Annotated in this window: 12 protein-coding genes and 2 pseudogenes; 9 read left to right on the top strand and 5 right to left on the bottom strand. The window is 58.6% G+C overall.

Features of this window, described 5'->3' with window-relative positions; translation table 11 throughout:
• Window positions 1-211: 211 nt before the first annotated feature.
• The 6 genes from VR74_RS02475 (at window position 212) to VR74_RS02500 (ending at window position 4,856) form a co-directional block, all read left to right on the top strand.
• Window positions 212-940 carry an SDR family NAD(P)-dependent oxidoreductase gene (locus VR74_RS02475; RefSeq protein WP_045694103.1) on the top strand — a complete coding sequence of 243 codons (729 nt, stop codon included), beginning with the start codon at window positions 212-214 and terminating at the stop codon, window positions 938-940.
• A 4-nt stretch (window positions 941-944) separates the two neighbouring features.
• Window positions 945-1,340, top strand: coding sequence for a hypothetical protein (locus VR74_RS02480; protein WP_045694105.1), 396 nt, complete (start codon window positions 945-947; stop codon window positions 1,338-1,340).
• On the top strand, window positions 1,337-2,275 hold the full coding sequence (locus VR74_RS02485; RefSeq protein WP_045694106.1) for an alpha/beta fold hydrolase: 939 nt from the start codon (window positions 1,337-1,339) through the stop codon (window positions 2,273-2,275). Before VR74_RS02480 ends, VR74_RS02485 begins: the two co-directional genes overlap by 4 nt.
• Window positions 2,272-3,438, top strand: a complete 1,167-nt coding sequence (locus VR74_RS02490) for an MFS transporter (RefSeq protein ID WP_045694108.1) — start codon at window positions 2,272-2,274, stop codon at window positions 3,436-3,438. Before VR74_RS02485 ends, VR74_RS02490 begins: the two co-directional genes overlap by 4 nt.
• A gap of 246 nt (window positions 3,439-3,684) precedes the next feature.
• Window positions 3,685-4,320: an isochorismatase family cysteine hydrolase gene (locus VR74_RS02495; protein WP_045694136.1), complete on the top strand. Its 636-nt coding sequence runs from the start codon at window positions 3,685-3,687 to the stop codon at window positions 4,318-4,320.
• A 2-nt stretch (window positions 4,321-4,322) separates the two neighbouring features.
• On the top strand, window positions 4,323-4,856 hold the full coding sequence (locus tag VR74_RS02500; RefSeq protein WP_299949413.1) for a hypothetical protein: 534 nt from the start codon (window positions 4,323-4,325) through the stop codon (window positions 4,854-4,856).
• Window positions 4,857-5,536: 680 nt separating this feature from the next.
• On the opposite strand, the gene VR74_RS02510 is transcribed toward VR74_RS02500, so the two are convergent.
• Window positions 5,537-6,874: an alginate export family protein gene (locus VR74_RS02510; RefSeq protein ID WP_045694113.1), complete on the bottom strand. Its 1,338-nt coding sequence runs from the start codon at window positions 6,872-6,874 to the stop codon at window positions 5,537-5,539.
• An 838-nt stretch (window positions 6,875-7,712) separates the two neighbouring features.
• On the opposite strand from VR74_RS02510, the gene VR74_RS02515 reads away from it, so the two are divergent.
• On the top strand, window positions 7,713-7,922 hold the full coding sequence (locus VR74_RS02515; RefSeq protein WP_299949414.1) for a hypothetical protein: 210 nt from the start codon (window positions 7,713-7,715) through the stop codon (window positions 7,920-7,922).
• 30 nt (window positions 7,923-7,952) lie between these two features.
• On the opposite strand, the gene VR74_RS02520 is transcribed toward VR74_RS02515, so the two are convergent.
• The 3 genes and pseudogenes from VR74_RS02520 to VR74_RS02525 all read right to left on the bottom strand — a co-directional run bounded on the left by VR74_RS02520 (window position 7,953) and on the right by VR74_RS02525 (window position 11,172).
• Entirely contained in the window at window positions 7,953-9,161 is a 1,209-nt protein-coding gene (locus tag VR74_RS02520) for a Fic family protein (protein WP_045694117.1), read from the bottom strand.
• A gap of 592 nt (window positions 9,162-9,753) precedes the next feature.
• A pseudogene (locus VR74_RS20420) lies at window positions 9,754-9,861 on the bottom strand (transposase); the annotation flags it as partial.
• A 69-nt stretch (window positions 9,862-9,930) separates the two neighbouring features.
• Entirely contained in the window at window positions 9,931-11,172 is a 1,242-nt protein-coding gene (locus VR74_RS02525) for an ATP-binding protein (RefSeq protein ID WP_045694119.1), read from the bottom strand.
• Window positions 11,173-11,609: 437 nt separating this feature from the next.
• Between VR74_RS02525 and dusA the strand changes: the two genes are divergently transcribed.
• Window positions 11,610-12,614: a tRNA dihydrouridine(20/20a) synthase DusA gene (dusA, locus tag VR74_RS02530; RefSeq protein WP_045694138.1), complete on the top strand. Its 1,005-nt coding sequence runs from the start codon at window positions 11,610-11,612 to the stop codon at window positions 12,612-12,614.
• A gap of 485 nt (window positions 12,615-13,099) precedes the next feature.
• Here the strand turns inward: dusA and VR74_RS02535 are convergent, their stop codons facing one another.
• Window positions 13,100-14,356, bottom strand: a complete 1,257-nt coding sequence (locus tag VR74_RS02535) for an AI-2E family transporter (protein ID WP_299949416.1) — start codon at window positions 14,354-14,356, stop codon at window positions 13,100-13,102.
• A 141-nt stretch (window positions 14,357-14,497) separates the two neighbouring features.
• Between VR74_RS02535 and VR74_RS21500 the strand changes: the two are divergent.
• A pseudogene (locus VR74_RS21500) lies at window positions 14,498-14,991 on the top strand (magnesium chelatase domain-containing protein); the annotation flags it as partial.

Genomic DNA, 14,991 nt, shown 5'->3' on the forward strand with positions numbered 1-14,991 from the left:
GTTCCTCTTTAGGCCCGGATCTAAGGGCCTTTCATGACACACGCGATCCATTTGTCTCCAGGTGCCGTGGTTTGTGCGGCAGTGCTCGCCGCTTTGCAATGCCGGTTGACTCGCTGTCAGGATCGCTGCATCAAACGTTATAGAACGAATGTTCCATAACTGCCTTCGTAAATCAACTATGTCCCTAGGTCTGGGGGATGAGGGGACCTGAATGACAGAAACCATGCTGATATTAGGTGCCGGTACGCCAGACGGCGTTGGCGGCGCAATAGCACTTCGGTTCGCGAAGGCTGGCTACCACGTACTTGTAACCGGCAGGACGCCCGAAAAGGTCGAGGCAACGCGCGCAGCTATTGCCGCACAAGAGGGGTCCGCTGACGCCATGTCCTGTGATGTGACATCGGAGCAGGATCTCGACGCCGTGTTCGGCGCGCTGGCGGCTAAAGAAATGCCGGTGGCGTCGGTCATCTATAATGCCGGCAACAATGCCCCCATTTCTTTTGAGGCTCTGACGCCGGAACAGTTTGAAACCTATTGGCGTGTCTGCTGCCTGGGGGGATTTCTGGCCGCAAAACGTGCGATGCCGCTTCTGGCCCGGCAGGGCCATGGGTCAATGTTGTTTACAGGCGCGTCTGCTTCCCTGCGCGGTAAGCCTAACTTTGCGCACTTTTCTTCTGCAAAGGGCGCCCTCAGAAACCTTGTCCAAGCGCTGGCACGCGAGTACGGTCCACAAGGCGTGCATGCGGCTCACATCATTATCGATGGCGTCGTCAATGGCGATCAGGTCAAATCCCGGTTTGGCGATTATCTCGACAAGCTGGGAGAAGACGGAGCCCTCGATCCGGCTGCGATCGCGGAAGCTTTCTGGATGGTTCATAACCAGCCCCGCTCTGCGTGGACGCAGGAACTCGACCTTCGTCCCTTCAAGGAGGCTTGGTGACGCCATGATCGATATGTCCGACATCCTGTTCTACTTTGCGGCGGGCCTCTCCCTGTTTGGAGTTATTGCCCATGAGGTCGCCGGATCCCCAAAAGTTCTTGGGCCGCTCAAGACGTCTGGCCTTCCTGACAGCGTGATCTGGCTCCACCATTTCTCATGGCATGTCGGATCGGTGGCTGTGCTGGCGATGATCAGCTTGTTTATACTGGCCGCATGGCAGCCATCGGGCGTGCTGTTCGCTGCCGTCGCCACGGCAATGAGTGCAGGCTTTGCCGCGCTCTGTATCGGGCTCGCCACCTTCGGCAATCCGGCCCTGTGGCGAACACCCGCGCCATACCCCTGGACGCTCATCGCGATCCTTGGCGGGGTCGGTATGTATTTCATGGAGCGTCCGCTATGAACAATTCAGACGCTGACTGGACCTTTGGCGGAGCCTGGCCTTATGCGCCGAAATGGTTCGACACGCCTGAAGGGCGACTGCACTATATTGACGAGGGCCCGCGTGACGGGCCACCTATTGTGTTCGTACACGGAAATCCGACCTGGTCGTATCTCTATAGACGATTCATAAAAGCCGTGACGGGTTGGGGCTTTCGCGCAATTGCAATGGACCATTTGGGGTTCGGAAGATCGGACAAACCCACCCGCACAGACGTCTATGCCATTGCCCGACATGCCGACCGGTGCGAAGCATTGCTTGAGTCACTCAACCTTGAAAACGCGACGCTTGTCGTTCAGGATTGGGGCGGCCCGATTGGGTTGACCTGGGCCGCGCGTCGCCCTGAAAGAGTGTCGGGCTTGTTTGTCCTGAATACGTTCTTCCAGCGACCCGTTCGCGAGGTTCCTCTACCAACAATCCTCAGGGCTTTTCGGACACCTGTCGTTGGCGAGCTTCTGGTCAAAGGGGCCCACGCCTTTGTGAAAGGGTTCCTGTTTCAGGCGGGGCTGAACGATCCAGCACGCCTGACTGAAACTGACAAGGCGGCCTATCTTGCGCCTCATCCTAACTGGTCGTCACGGTCGGGAATCCTCGCCTTTCCACGTCAGATCCCGTTTGGCCCGAACGGCCCTGTCAGCGATTTTGTGGCGGCCGAAGGCGCGAAGCTGGAGGCTGCATTTGGCAACAAGCCTGTGAAAATCGTCTGGCCGATGAAGGATGTCGCGTTCAGCGCGGAAACACTTGATGGCATGTGGCTGAAGGCCTTTCCGCATGCCGAAGTCACTCGCGTCGACGATGCCGGCCACTTCATTCAGGAAGATGCGTACGAGATCGTCATTCCTGAAATGATGGACTTTATTGGCGGGAGTAACATGCGTTCCGGCCGTCCAGCATGAACCCGCGTATTCTTAGCCTGGTTTTCGCGCCATTTGCATTTGGCACTAGCGCCTTCGTCTTTATTGGCCTGATCGATCCGATGGCAGAAGGTCTCGGAGTTGGCGTTCCGTTGATCGGTCAGCTGCAAATGGTGTTCGCGATTGCGTGTGGATTTGGCGGTCCTTTCCTGGCGCGGCTGTTATCGGGCATCGATCGCAAGAGACTGCTTGTAGGCGTGCTTGCCAGCATGGTGGCGATGAATTTTGCGTCAGCCCTGGCGCCGGATTTCGCAACGCTGGCAGGCATGCGTTTCATGGGCGGCTTCTTTGCTGCGCTGACAATCCCGCTGGCGACGACAATCGGCGTAAATATGGTGCCTGAAGTAAGGCGGGCGGATGCGATCGCCGCAGTCATGGCTGGCTACACATTGGCCTTCCTGCTGGGAATGCCGCTTGGCACAATACTGGGTGATGCTTTTGGCTGGCGCGCGGCATTCTGGTTTGCAGGCGGAGTAGCCGTCCTCGCTGCACTCCTGATCGCACTTGTCGCGCCTCGAAACGTGAAGGCCCCACAGCTGGCCGGCGCGAATTTCAAAACCGCGCTCAGCGGGGAAAACCCGAAACTCATGGCGCTCACAATGCTGGGATTCGTCGCGACCTTCGTGACGGTTGGCTATATCGGCCCCGTCATCACCCAGACGACCGGACTTACGGGCGCGGCCATTGGCGGTGTTCAGATTGCCACGGGCATCGGCAGCCTGATCGGGGTCCCTGTCGGGGCGTTGTTTGCACGTCTGGCTGTTCGAAAGGCATTGTTCATTCTGTTCATGCTGGCCGGCCTGACGCAGGTGGCCTTTGCGCTCGGCATGCATTTTGATTTTGAGGGCTTGTCGGTGCCGTTCCTGATCGTGACGATGGCGCTTGGATCGGCTGCACTGTTTGCAACGACCACCGTGGTTCAGGCACGGCTGGCAGCAACGTCTGGCGCGGCAGTGACGATCGCGTTCGCCCTTAACAGTTCCATGGTTTATTTTGGACAGGGCATGGGCGCGACCCTCGGGGGCGGTGTGATCGCTGCGATAGGATTGAGTGCGACGGGCGTTGCGGGCGCGGGTGTTGCTGTTTTTGCTCTGGCTCTCGTTTTCGCTCTGCGTGTGCAGCCCGCCACTCAACACAGCCAGTAAATGTTCATGAGGTCATCTATGCGTTTCAATCTGATCCTGCTGGCCAGCTTCGCGCTCGGCACTTTCGCTTTTGCTCAGGACAATTCCAGCAGCGACCGGATGCCTCTGGCCGGGCCGGGCACAACCGCGACTGAGAGCAGTCCAGCCCATTCCGACGATGCAACCAACCTCGCAGCCCCGCCCGTCATGTTTGCACAAACAAAAAGCCAGGCAGTACCGGCTCAATCCTCCAGAAAGGAACCTGCCATGGACGAGACGATATATCCCAAGGGCAGCACTGCGCTTCTTCTCATCGACCCGTATAATGATTTCCTCGCAGAGGATGGCAAGATGTGGCCCGCCCTCAGCGAGGTTGCCAAATCGGTCGACCTTCATGCCAATATCTCTCGAACCCGCGGGGCTGTGCGCGAGGCCGGCATGCCGATCTTCATTCTGCCCCATCACCGGCACAAGCCCGCTGATTTTGAGGGATGGACGCACCTGACACCCTCACAGCGTGCGGCGCACCAATACCAACTGTTCGCTGTCGATAGCTGGGGCGGTGAATGGTATCCGGGCTTTGGCCCCGAGCCCGGCGATATCGTCGTCAAGGAACATTGGGGCGCGTCCAGCTTCGCCAATACCGACCTTGATGTGCAGCTGCGCCAGCACGGGATCACCCATGTCATCTTCATTGGCCTGATTGCCAATACCTGTATCGAAACGTCAGCGCGCCATGCGGCGGAACTCGGCTACCATGTGACCCTGGTCCGCGATGCAACGGCCGCCATGTCGTCCGAGTCCATGCACGCCGCCCACGACATCAATGGCCCGGCTTATGCACATGCTATTGTCACCACGGCAGAACTTGTACAGCAACTGAACGTTGGGGGTGTCCAATAATCTTGGGTCACGCAGCAACGACATTGGTTGCCAAACGCGCCGCACCGAAAATTCCCTGGTGGCTGCTTTTATTCAGTGCCTTTCTGATCGACATCGCGATGTTCACTTTCGTCGCACTCGGCATTGAGACAATGACACCGTCAGGCGCGGACGGGCCGAGCCTAGCGACTCAAATAGTCGAGATGACGTTTAGTCATGACCTGATCCCCCAGATCGGCTGGACATTGCTTGCCGGTGCGATCGCTTTCGCGGTAACGCGCCGTTCTGACTTCGCGCTGATCGCCATGGCCTTGTCTTTGGCCCACTGGCTGGGCGACCTGGTTGCCGGCTACGGGCACTTTGTTTTCGGCCCCGACAGCCAACCGCTTGGTACGGACTGGTATCATCTGAACCTGTCGGCGGCACTGACGTTCGAAGCCGCACTTGGTGTCTTATGCGTTTTTATCTTCACCCGCAGGAGATCATTCTCGTCCGGCGCGCTGGTGGGACTCTACGGCCTGTTCGGTGCTCTTCCATTCGTTTTCTTCGTCATCTGAAAATGCCTCACAGGTGAATATCGCCAATTTCGGCCAGCAATTGAGACGGGCTGATCGGAACAACGCCTAAGGTCGACATTCTCAGCAAGCTCAGTGAGCACTCGTCGTTAGAGTTCAAACTTGATGGGCAAACGAAGGTTTCGAGCCCCTCGCACTGGAGACTCAGGCACAAGTGGATGACCATAGAGGCACAGACGTCGCCCACGACAACGCTTTGTCGATGCTGTTTCTCCCAAACAACCGGAAGCCCGGTGATCACTTTATCCAAGAGCACATTTTGGTCGTTTCGTCTTGAATCAGTGTCAGGCTCTACACAAGGTATCGCACACGATGAGAGGCGCGCTCTCAAGATATGCATTTCAGGGCGCTGGTCCAACAGCACAACGGTGAGGTCGCATGAACGAATAATGCCTCGCGTAAGTTTTGGTTCGAACGCTTTCGATTTAATCACGGATAGTCTCCGGTCCCTTTTTTCATTCGAGGCCTGCATTTCTGTGTTCAAATATAAAAGGAAACCCGGCTCGCAATTGATTGCGCGTAACTTGGTAGTCGGCTAACTCGTTCATCAGATTCAAAACAGCCGGTGTACATATCCCGACCATCGACGGAGAAAAGTCGAGACGCAGGAGGCGTAGATTCACTTCTTCAGATCTTCCGACAATCATTTGTTCTGTACCATCCTAGAAACGAGAGATCATGTTGAGTGTCAGTCCCCGGATCTGCTCGCCGCCCGATTGCCTGAATGCGCCCTTTGGTGAGAGTGCGAACAAATTGGCCCGCACTTCGTGGGTGCCGGACAACCGCCATTTCAGTCCGACATTCGCCCCGTTCAGGATGAACATATCGCCGGTGGCACCTGCAGATAGTAGCGCGTCTCCGCCTGGCCCGCCAAAGACTGCTCCATCGGATACGCGCCACACATGTTCTCCGCCGATTGCAAAACGAAGGTCCCGCGTCGCCTGCCATGACAGTTCGGGGTAAGCGCCAATTATATTGGTCGCGCCATAGACACCGTTTCGGCCAAGGTTGAATGTTCCCCCAAATGCCGGGGCCCAGCTTTCATTGGCAACCGTTTCTGCGCGGTCTCCCGACGCACCGTCCAGCCGCAACGACGCATGCCAGTGACCCGCATTGTCAAGTTTCACAGACAGCTCGTTCGCAAAGGCCCAAGCTTCTATCGGGTTAACCCCGACTTGCCCAAATTGTCGGCCATATTCGACACTGGATCGCCAGGATCCTGCATCATACGTCATCCGGGCCACGCCAACCCCGCGATGCTCACTGCCGGGCACACGAAGGAATGCGACAACGTCCCGGTCAATCCAAACGCCGTAGACTCCGTAGGATAAACCCTTGATCGTCCGGCTGGTTCGCCGGTAGGACCCGCCTGACCACCGTCCATCTCCAAAGCCCTCAAACCTCTTGAAATAGCCGTTTTTGGATATGAACGGCTCAACAATATACGCCTCCGCAACCGATCCATCCGACCGGTAATCAATGTGAACGCCATCGAAGACTTGCTGGTAGTTCAGGGCGTCAGCGGCTCTGAGAAGCCGGCTCGATCGATCGAAAACGGCCTGGCGTCCAATACGGATAGTCCAGTGGTCGTCTGGCACGACGTCGACGAACGCACGTTGGAGCGCGAGGTCAGCCTCATCAAAAAACAGTCCGTCCGGCTTGCCAGCCTGGTCCCACACGCCCAGCTCGACGTAAGTACGAAAGTTGCTTCCGTATCTAAAATCGGCATGCACCAGGGCTCGCCCGATTAAATTGGTTCGCGCGCCCTCCTGCGTTGTTCCGAAAGCAAAGGCATCCTTGTGTTCAAAGCGAATATGGGTGTCTCCGCCAAACGATAAGTGAGCGATCCCTCCAGGCAGTTGAATAGACTTCCATGCCGGAGCATCTTTTATGCGCCAATCTTCCGTCCAGCGGTCCGTTCGGAAATTCGTCGTAAAATCGGCGGCGGGCGGAGATTGCGCTTCCGCGATCACCGGAACGCAAAAGAACAACACAGCCATGACGCATCCGAGACTTCTGCCGCCCGTCATGACGACGAAGCCCAATCGTCTTTGGCAACCAGAACAATCGCGATGGGTCTAAAGGCGCCTCCCGCCGCGTGCGGTTGTGTCATTCAAGCCTCCGTAGCTTGTTGCATGCCTGCGGATGTCCGGCGTTGCTTTCGCAGGCTATAATGGAACGATCATTCTCTTAAATACAACTGTTTTTGGACCCTGTCCCAATAGACTTGAATGATTTGGTTCAGGCGGAAGGCAATCGTAGATCGAGGCATGGTTTGACCCCGTTTGAAATTCAGAGATGAACTGATCCCCGTTCGTCGTCCGGTACTTTCCGACCTCCAGTTGCCTGATGCTCTGAGACCCAGGTCTGGACCACTGCCGGTTGGAGTTTTCCGGCCTTTTCACGATGGCGGACTGGTTACGCCTGCATGATTGATCAGTGCGGCCGGGGGTTTGTTTCCGATCGCGCTATGCGGTCTTACTGTATTGTCGAGCCTCACTATAGGTGAGTAGAAGGGCAAAAGTTAAACTTGCGGAGGCTGAAAAGTTAGTAGACTCAATGCGTGACTGGACAAAAACATGATTAAAAACAGTTCATTGGGATACCGCGTGAGCACGGCACCTATGACGGATATCACAAAATAACACATAAAAACAATGTGTTACGGTTCTTCATGTGCTCTCCGTGTGAACTGCCAAAGGATTAGTAGGCGGTAATGTCCCATCAGATCGTGTAATTCGTGCACGCCGTTTCGGCTGCGGTGATGGGTTCAGTTGTCCTTCGTTGTTCCCCGTCAGCGACCATGAGACAGATCGAGCAAATCTTCTTGTGAAGGCTGTGTCATTCAAAGACGAGGCTACGCTCGTCATGGCAATGCAGGGGCTCGACGTTATCATCAACGCGGTCGGCAACTCGAATGATGGTGAGACTTATGCGCCCCTTGTCCACCGCACCATCCGTGCGGCCGATGCGGTGCTCGTCCCGCAGGAAGGTTATGGCTTTTCGGCGGTGCGGCGGCCCTTGATATTTCAGGTACCGACAATCTGACCTTTGAACGGCCCTGGATCCCCTGAGTGTTCAGGTTTCCGGATAGAGGCGCGGGAAGAGGATTTCCAATGCGTCGGCAGGGAAGCGGAGTGAGACCGGTCCTTTAGGTGTTTCCGAGGCCAGCAGGCCGGCATCGACGACATCTCCCAGGACACGCCGTGCCGTGCGCTCCGGCAGGCCGGTGATGCGAGGCGCGGCGCCTCGCTCAAATTCACCGCGGATCAGTGCCACTTCGAGGAGGAAGGCCGCTTCCGGTTTCAGGGTTTCAGAGCGCTCGATCAGACGCTTCAGACGCCCTGATAGATTGTCGAGATCGAAGAGCTCAGCCATGAAATCGATCTGGTCGAGGCAGACCTTCAGGAACCAGGCTGTGTATTCGGTCAGTGCCTTGAGAGACAGGTTACCTCTGCCGTCGAGATCTCCCTGCCTGGGGCTGTCGGCATAATCCATCATGCGCTTGTAGTCGGTGCGGCTTTCTAAGCCGCGCGCCAGTCCTCGGGAAATCGACCAAAGACCATGGGCGCCAATATCCGCCTTTGCGGCCATGGCGTGGCTCACCAGGCGGCTGACCCGGCCATTCCCGTCAGGGAAGGGGTGGATAAAGTTGAAGCGGTGGTGAGCGGTTGCCATCGAAAGAATGCGTGCAGCCTGACCCATACGTTCGAAAGCAAAGCGGCTTTCGAAATAGGCCATGAAGTCAGCTACGCGTTCGCTTGAGGGGGGTATGTGCCGACCGACCGAAACGTCGTGTTCTTTTTGGGATCGCCATTCACCCGGTGTCATGAGGAATTCGACATTGTCGCTCTTTATACGCAGCATCTCCTCTGGTGCGTCCTTATAGAACTCGCGGTGCAGCCAGAGAATGAAGTCTCTGGAGGCTGGTTCAGGCAGCTCGCCGGTGGACGCTAGATGGTCAACTTCCGCTTGGAGGCGTACATGAGCGGCCGCTTCGATCTGGAGGTTTCTTCGTCCTTCGTTTTCGTCGAAGTCACCGGCCAGCGCGCGTTCGATATCACGCGGCCGTGTGTCATGACCCTCAATCAGATTGCTGTAATACGTGTTCATCAGGCGAACGAGAGAAGCGAGGTTTGCTGCTGTCAGAGGATGCAGTTTTGTACCCAGAACAGCTGACTTGGCGGCGACTTCTGCGATGAGATCTGCAATGGCTTCAGGTGTTTCCTCAAGCCTGGCCGGTTCGATCCGGCTTGGTGTTTCAAGGAGGTCGTTGGCCGAAGTCAAAACAGAGAAAACCTATAAAAATTAGCAAGTTGCGTGAGGTGCGCGGGGATGTTGGCCGATGCCGTGGCCGATCTTAACTTGAGTTGGCGCTGCAGCGCAATGGCCGATGTTGTAAACATTTAGAGGCTTGATTATATTGTGAAAATAATCCATAAAACGAAAGCTTGGCCGAAAGTCTGGCCGATCTTTCACGACCGCCAACGCCTCGATCCGCGGCCGAACTCTCCTTAGTCACCAACGTTCAATCCGACATCCTTTAATAAGGCCCGCGGCTTATTAAAGGATGTATGCTGTGCTTGCTTGGAAAGTGCATTTGCCATCGTGTCAGTAGGCCCCATAACCGTACCGGACGAACCGTTCTGCCAGACGTATGATCGCCGACATCAGGGCGTCCTCATCATCTCGCCGGATGGGTTACTTGCGGTGGGTCGAGCGGTGCTGGCCGATCACACGGCAAGCCCGGCGTTCGGAGACGCCAGCTCTTCCAGCACGTGATCGACTGCAGCACGACGCCGCGAAGAGCTTAGAACTTTGGCTGCGCCTGTCTGCGGCACCCCGTACGACTGCCTGAAGGGTCTGGTTGTCCAGCGTTCATGCGCTTGGCTTGGTCGACCTGCAGGCCGCCATACTCTTTGCGCCAGCGGTAGTAGGTCTGTTTGGTCACACCGACGGCTCGCGCCGCCAAAGCTGCAGTTTCACCGCCTCGAGGCGCCTGGGTTTTCGCGTGATCGCCAGCAGATGCTGCAGTCGAGCAGGCGCTAACCATGCCTCACGCCCAGAGTTGGCTGACCGGCATGGCGAACAGCCGATCTCCGATACGCTGAATTCGGTCGCCATCATGCAGGATGATTCCGCAGGCAAACGCCTTGCCCGCCGCTTCCTGCAGGCGTTTCAGGCCGCGCGTGTCCTCCGTCTTCACGGTGGCTGCTGCCTTGACCTCGATTCCAACAAGGCGCCGTCCGCGCTCGAGCACGAAATCAACCTCGACCTTGTCCTTGTCCCTATAGTGGCTGATCAGAGCCGGGTCGGACGAAAGCGCTGACTGTTTCTCAAGCTCTGAATAGACGAAGCCTTCCAGCAGAGTTCCGAGCCTGTTTCGGTCAGACTGAATGTCGCCCTTTCCGACCCGTCGCAGCGCCGCAAGAAGACCCGTGTCGAGGAAGTGGAGCTTAGGCGTTTTGACAAGGCGCTTGAGGTCATTGCGGTGCCATGCGCGCACACGTCGAAGAATGAACATCTGTTCCAGCAAGGTCAGCCAGCGATCAATCGTCTTGCTGTCAACGCCGAGGGGCGAGGCCAGAGCCGACAGATTGAGCAGTCCTCCCGAAGACAGAGCGGCATGATCGAGCAGTCTTGAAAGTTCGTCCGTCTTTGACACCGATGAAATCTCCGAGACATCGCGTGTTGTGAGGGCGCGGGCATAGGCGCGCAGCCAGGTCTGGCGGCGCTGCGGATCGGTCCGCGCCAGAGCTTCCGGATAACCGCCCGCGAGAATGCGCAGGACGAGGTCGGGCGTGCGCCCGGTTTCCATAAGGGCGGGGAAATCTGCCTCGAAGGCCTTGTCGAGAAAGGCCGAGAGATTCTGCTGCGCAATCTCTGACTGGCTGAAGGGAAGGAGTTCGATTGTCTCCACACGGCCAGCAAGGGAATCCGGCGAGATCGTGCCCTTGAAGAGATCGACCGAGCCCGTGATCAGGAAGCGACCTGGACGAGGGTCTTCATCGACAGATCGCTTGAGCGCCAGAATAAGCCCGGGCGCGCGCTGCACTTCATCAATCACGGCATGGTCGAGGCCGCGCATGAAACCGCCCGGATCCTCATTCGCAAACTGCCGGAATTGTTCGTCATCAAGCGTTACGAAACTCATCTTCCTGTCGGCGGCGATTTTGCGCGCCAGCGTTGTCTTGCCCGACTGGCGCGGGCCCACCAGTGCAACGATGCGCGTATCGCTGAGGGCGCCCAGCACGCACGGCTCGGCATGGCGCGCCTTGGCTTTTGACTTTACTTGCATGGCCTGCCGTCCAATTCGGAGCGCAGCTCCGTCTGATTCGGAATTAGAGTGCGTCTGATTCGGAATGCAAGTCACTCTGTGCGGAACTTCGATAGCGAACGAGCCGGGCTGAGATCACAGACTGTGATTTCCAGACCGTGACAAACTCACCGGGCGCAGCTCACGGTTTAGCACGCTGGCGCGATCAATCCGGAGGCGACACGCCGGCCTGGGCTACGAATTTGCAGGCGCTCGCAAGGATAGTTAGATCCAGATCTAAGCTGGGCGAGCGCCTCGCACACGAGCGAGCAGTCGGGAGGCTTGCCAAAACCAAGGTGCTCAGCCTGAGTTTAGTTTGATTTTTGACTCAGAACCTCACTATGGCTGAGTAAAAGGACAACGAATTAAACTTACGGGGACTGGAAAAGTTAGTAGACTCTATGCGTGACTGGACAAAAATGATTAAAAACAGTTCATTAGGATACCGCGTGAGCACGGCGCCGATGATGGACTGGACCGACGCGCATTGCCGCGCCTTCCATCGCTGCCTGACGAAAAGCGCACTGCTCTATACCGAAATGGTCACCGCCGACGCGATCATTCACGGCAATCAGGAACGCCTCCTCTGGCAGGCCCCCGGCCTGTCGCCGGTTGCGCTCCAGCTGGGCGGGTCCGATCCGGCCAAGCTGGCCAGCGCCGCGAAGATCGGCGCGGAATGGAACTATGAGGAAATCAATCTGAACTGCGGCTGCCCGTCATCGCGCGTCCAGTCTGGCGCGTTCGGCGCATGCCTGATGGCCGAGCCGTACCTGGTCGCCGATTGCGTCGCCGCCATGCGTGACGCCGTAGACGTGCCGGTGACCGTGAAATGCCGCATCGCCATTGACGACCTGCCGGCCCGCGAAACCCTGTTCACCTTCATTGACACAGTCTCCGCCGCCGGCTGCACCCATTTCACCGTCCACGCGCGCAAGGCCTGGCTGAAGGGCCTCAGCCCGAAGGAAAACCGCGAGGTGCCGCCTCTCGACTACGCCCTCGTCGCTGCGCTCAAGGCCGAGCGCCCGCACCTCTCCATCACGCTGAATGGCGGCATCACCACGATGGAGGAATGCCGCGACCACCTCAAAGTGTTCGATGGCGTCATGCTCGGCCGCGCCGCCTACCAGGATCCGTCCCTGCTCGGGGAGGTTGACGCGGCCCTCGGCGGGAAAGGGGCACAGATCGTCTCGGCCCATGACGCCATCCGCGCCTACCGGCCCTATATGGCAGACCAGCTCGCGCGCGGCACGGGCCTGCACGCCATGACGCGCCACATGCTGGGCCTGTTCAATGGCCAGCCCGGCGCCCGCGCCTGGCGCCGCGTCCTGTCTGAGTGCGCACCCAGGCCCGGCGCCGGGCTCGACGTGCTCGACGCCGCCCTGGAGGCGATTACACAGCACACGGCCGATACCGCCAGCGCCTGATCCGCCTTTCCCCCACCTGTCGCGCCGCAACCTGCAGCGCCCCCGGCAAAAGCGCGCGTCTCTCTCCGCCCCCGGCGCATTGCGCCTATACTGCCCCTGTCGCCGGCTCCCCCGGCGGCAGGTCCGGGGCATTTTACCTGCCCCACGCGGATGGGAGGTCGGCCAGCTGTGCACGGTAGGGCGCCATACCATCCATCCCTGAACTGAACGACCAGCCTTGCCCCAAGCGGCCCCGCCGCCCATCCGCAAGGACCTTGAAGCGACACGAAACCGGAAGGGCAGGGCCCTGTCAGGGAGTTGGCGCTGGGGTTTTGGGGGAGAGGGACGAAGAACAGCGTCGAAGAAGCATTCGGGTCTTTGCTCAACGCTCCGAGTTGGGGCAAGGACCACATTCGGTCCGCCTGAGTCCAACCGCCGGGATTGGCCCGCAATCGCCGCCCCGCTCCCGACCATCGCCTTCGTCAATGCGTTGACGACCCTGGGTTTTAGCCGCCGATCGGCGCGTCTTCCTCCACCTCGGAGGCCAGCTGAGCGGGCTGGCCATCGTCGGATAGCATGATGGCGATCCACCGGGTACGTTTGAATTCACCCATAACCACCATTGCCGTAACGGTGAGCGGCGTTGACAGAAAGGCGCCCACCGGGCCGAGCAGCATGCTCCACAATGCGAGGGCGAGCAGGACCACGATGGGATCGATATTCAGGCTCCGGCTCTGCATACGCGGCTGCACGGCGTAGCCGATGACGATCTGGATGGTTTGCAGGCTGGCGAGCACGAGAAGCGGGGTCGTAACCCCCCCCGATTCAGCAAGGCTGAAAAGAGCAGGCGCGAAAACACCCACAGTTCCCCCCACGATCGGCACGTAACTGGCAATGAAAATCAGGAAAGCCCAGAAGATGGGTTGCGGAACGCCCAATGCCCACAAGGCCAGCCATGACAGGACGCCAATCATGACGCCCGTTGCGGTCTGGATCCATATATAGCTGGCGACCGCGTCTCGAATGGCATCGAATACATGCTCCGTCTCCTTCTGCTCCCCCTGCTCGTCTGTGAGCGCCGACAGCTTGCGGGAGAACGAGCGCCGTGACGCCAGCATGAAGCCAAGATAGATAAGCGCGAAGCCAGTCGCGGAAACGGCCGACCGTAGCCAGCCTGCAACAAAACTGACAATGCCCGGAATGTTCACGTCGCTGGTCAGGCGTTCGAGGCTGGCCGGAATCGTCACGCCGAAGGCGCTTTGAACGGCGCTCGCCACTTCGCCGAGGCGGCGCGCATATGTCTCCGCGTCGCTGAACAGGAGTTCGATATTGGTAAACGTCACCCAGATTATGGCGGCGAAAAATCCAAGGATGACCGCCACCGAAATGCTGACGGAAAGATAGTGCGGCATACCGGGAATCGTGCGGCGGATGAGCCGTGACGGGCCATCGATGACAATGAGCAGGAACACGGCCATCAGGAACGGCGCGACGATCCCGCGAAGCAGGTAAAGCGACACCGCCACCAGGATCGTGGCCATGACGATCGCGGCGACGCTGCTGCCGCCTCCTGGTTTGGATGTGTCCTGCATGTCTACCATAATTTTTCGGCCCTCATTCGCGGACACCAGTGGGGGACCCGTCACCGTGGTAACACGCAACACCCCAATCAGGTTGCGCGTGGATTTCCACTTTCCGCCTGTCTTGTATGGGAGATTACCCAGCCCGCGCGGGTCTGCGTGCAGCAGAGCGATGCTACGCATAACAGTATGCTGCATTGCGGCCTTCAGCCTTGATGCACCCTGAAATACTTTTGACCCGGAATCAGGTGTCACCTTCCCCGCGAATTTGTTCTTTCTTTGTTCGATGGCCTGTCTTAAGGGTTTTCCCGCTGACGCGGAAAGCTGGGATGGTTTGCCGGATCACGAGATGCGTTCGAGGGCGTTGAGGCCCAGCCTGTCGACGTGCAGGTGCAGCTCACCGGTGGGCAGCCGAATTTCTAAATCGTGGGTCTCGGCGACAAGGCCGTGGCCGAAAGCCGCAAGCGGGTACGCGCCGCCTTTGCCGCCCTCGGCCTCGCCATGCCGCCCAAGCACGTCATCGTGAACATTGCCCCCGCTGACCTGCCCAAGGAGGGCCGTCATTACCTTCTGGCCATTGCCCTCACCATCATGGGCGTTATCCCGGCCGACCTTCTGGAAGGCCACGCCGCATTGGCGGCCGAGGCGACGGACCTGAAGCTGATCTGGCCGGCGCCCTGCGGTGCGGAAGCGGCCTGGGCCGGGGCAGCGTCCTCGCAGCGCCGAGCCTGATTGCCCTCATCAACTATTTCTCCGGGCGGGCCGTCATTGGCGCGCCGCCGCCGGGCACACTGGCAGAGCCGCCCGCCGGGCCGGAC

Source organism: Hyphomonas sp. BRH_c22 (assembly GCF_000961795.1).
GTDB lineage: Bacteria > Pseudomonadota > Alphaproteobacteria > Caulobacterales > Hyphomonadaceae > Hyphomonas.

What these genes read in the sequence shown, in the direction of transcription:
- VR74_RS02475 (WP_045694103.1), top strand. Translation starts at nt 212, where the DNA reads ATGACAGAAACCATGCTGATATTAGGTGCCGGTACGCCAGACGGCGTT.
- VR74_RS02480 (WP_045694105.1), top strand. Translation starts at nt 945, where the DNA reads ATGATCGATATGTCCGACATCCTGTTCTACTTTGCGGCGGGCCTCTCC.
- VR74_RS02485 (WP_045694106.1), top strand. Translation starts at nt 1,337, where the DNA reads ATGAACAATTCAGACGCTGACTGGACCTTTGGCGGAGCCTGGCCTTAT.
- VR74_RS02490 (WP_045694108.1), top strand. Translation starts at nt 2,272, where the DNA reads ATGAACCCGCGTATTCTTAGCCTGGTTTTCGCGCCATTTGCATTTGGC.
- VR74_RS02495 (WP_045694136.1), top strand. Translation starts at nt 3,685, where the DNA reads ATGGACGAGACGATATATCCCAAGGGCAGCACTGCGCTTCTTCTCATC.
- VR74_RS02510 (WP_045694113.1), bottom strand. Translation starts at nt 6,874, where the DNA reads ATGGCTGTGTTGTTCTTTTGCGTTCCGGTGATCGCGGAAGCGCAATCT.
- VR74_RS02525 (WP_045694119.1), bottom strand. Translation starts at nt 11,172, where the DNA reads ATGCAAGTAAAGTCAAAAGCCAAGGCGCGCCATGCCGAGCCGTGCGTG.
- dusA (WP_045694138.1), top strand. Translation starts at nt 11,610, where the DNA reads ATGATTAAAAACAGTTCATTAGGATACCGCGTGAGCACGGCGCCGATG.
- VR74_RS02535 (WP_299949416.1), bottom strand. Translation starts at nt 14,356, where the DNA reads ATGCGTAGCATCGCTCTGCTGCACGCAGACCCGCGCGGGCTGGGTAAT.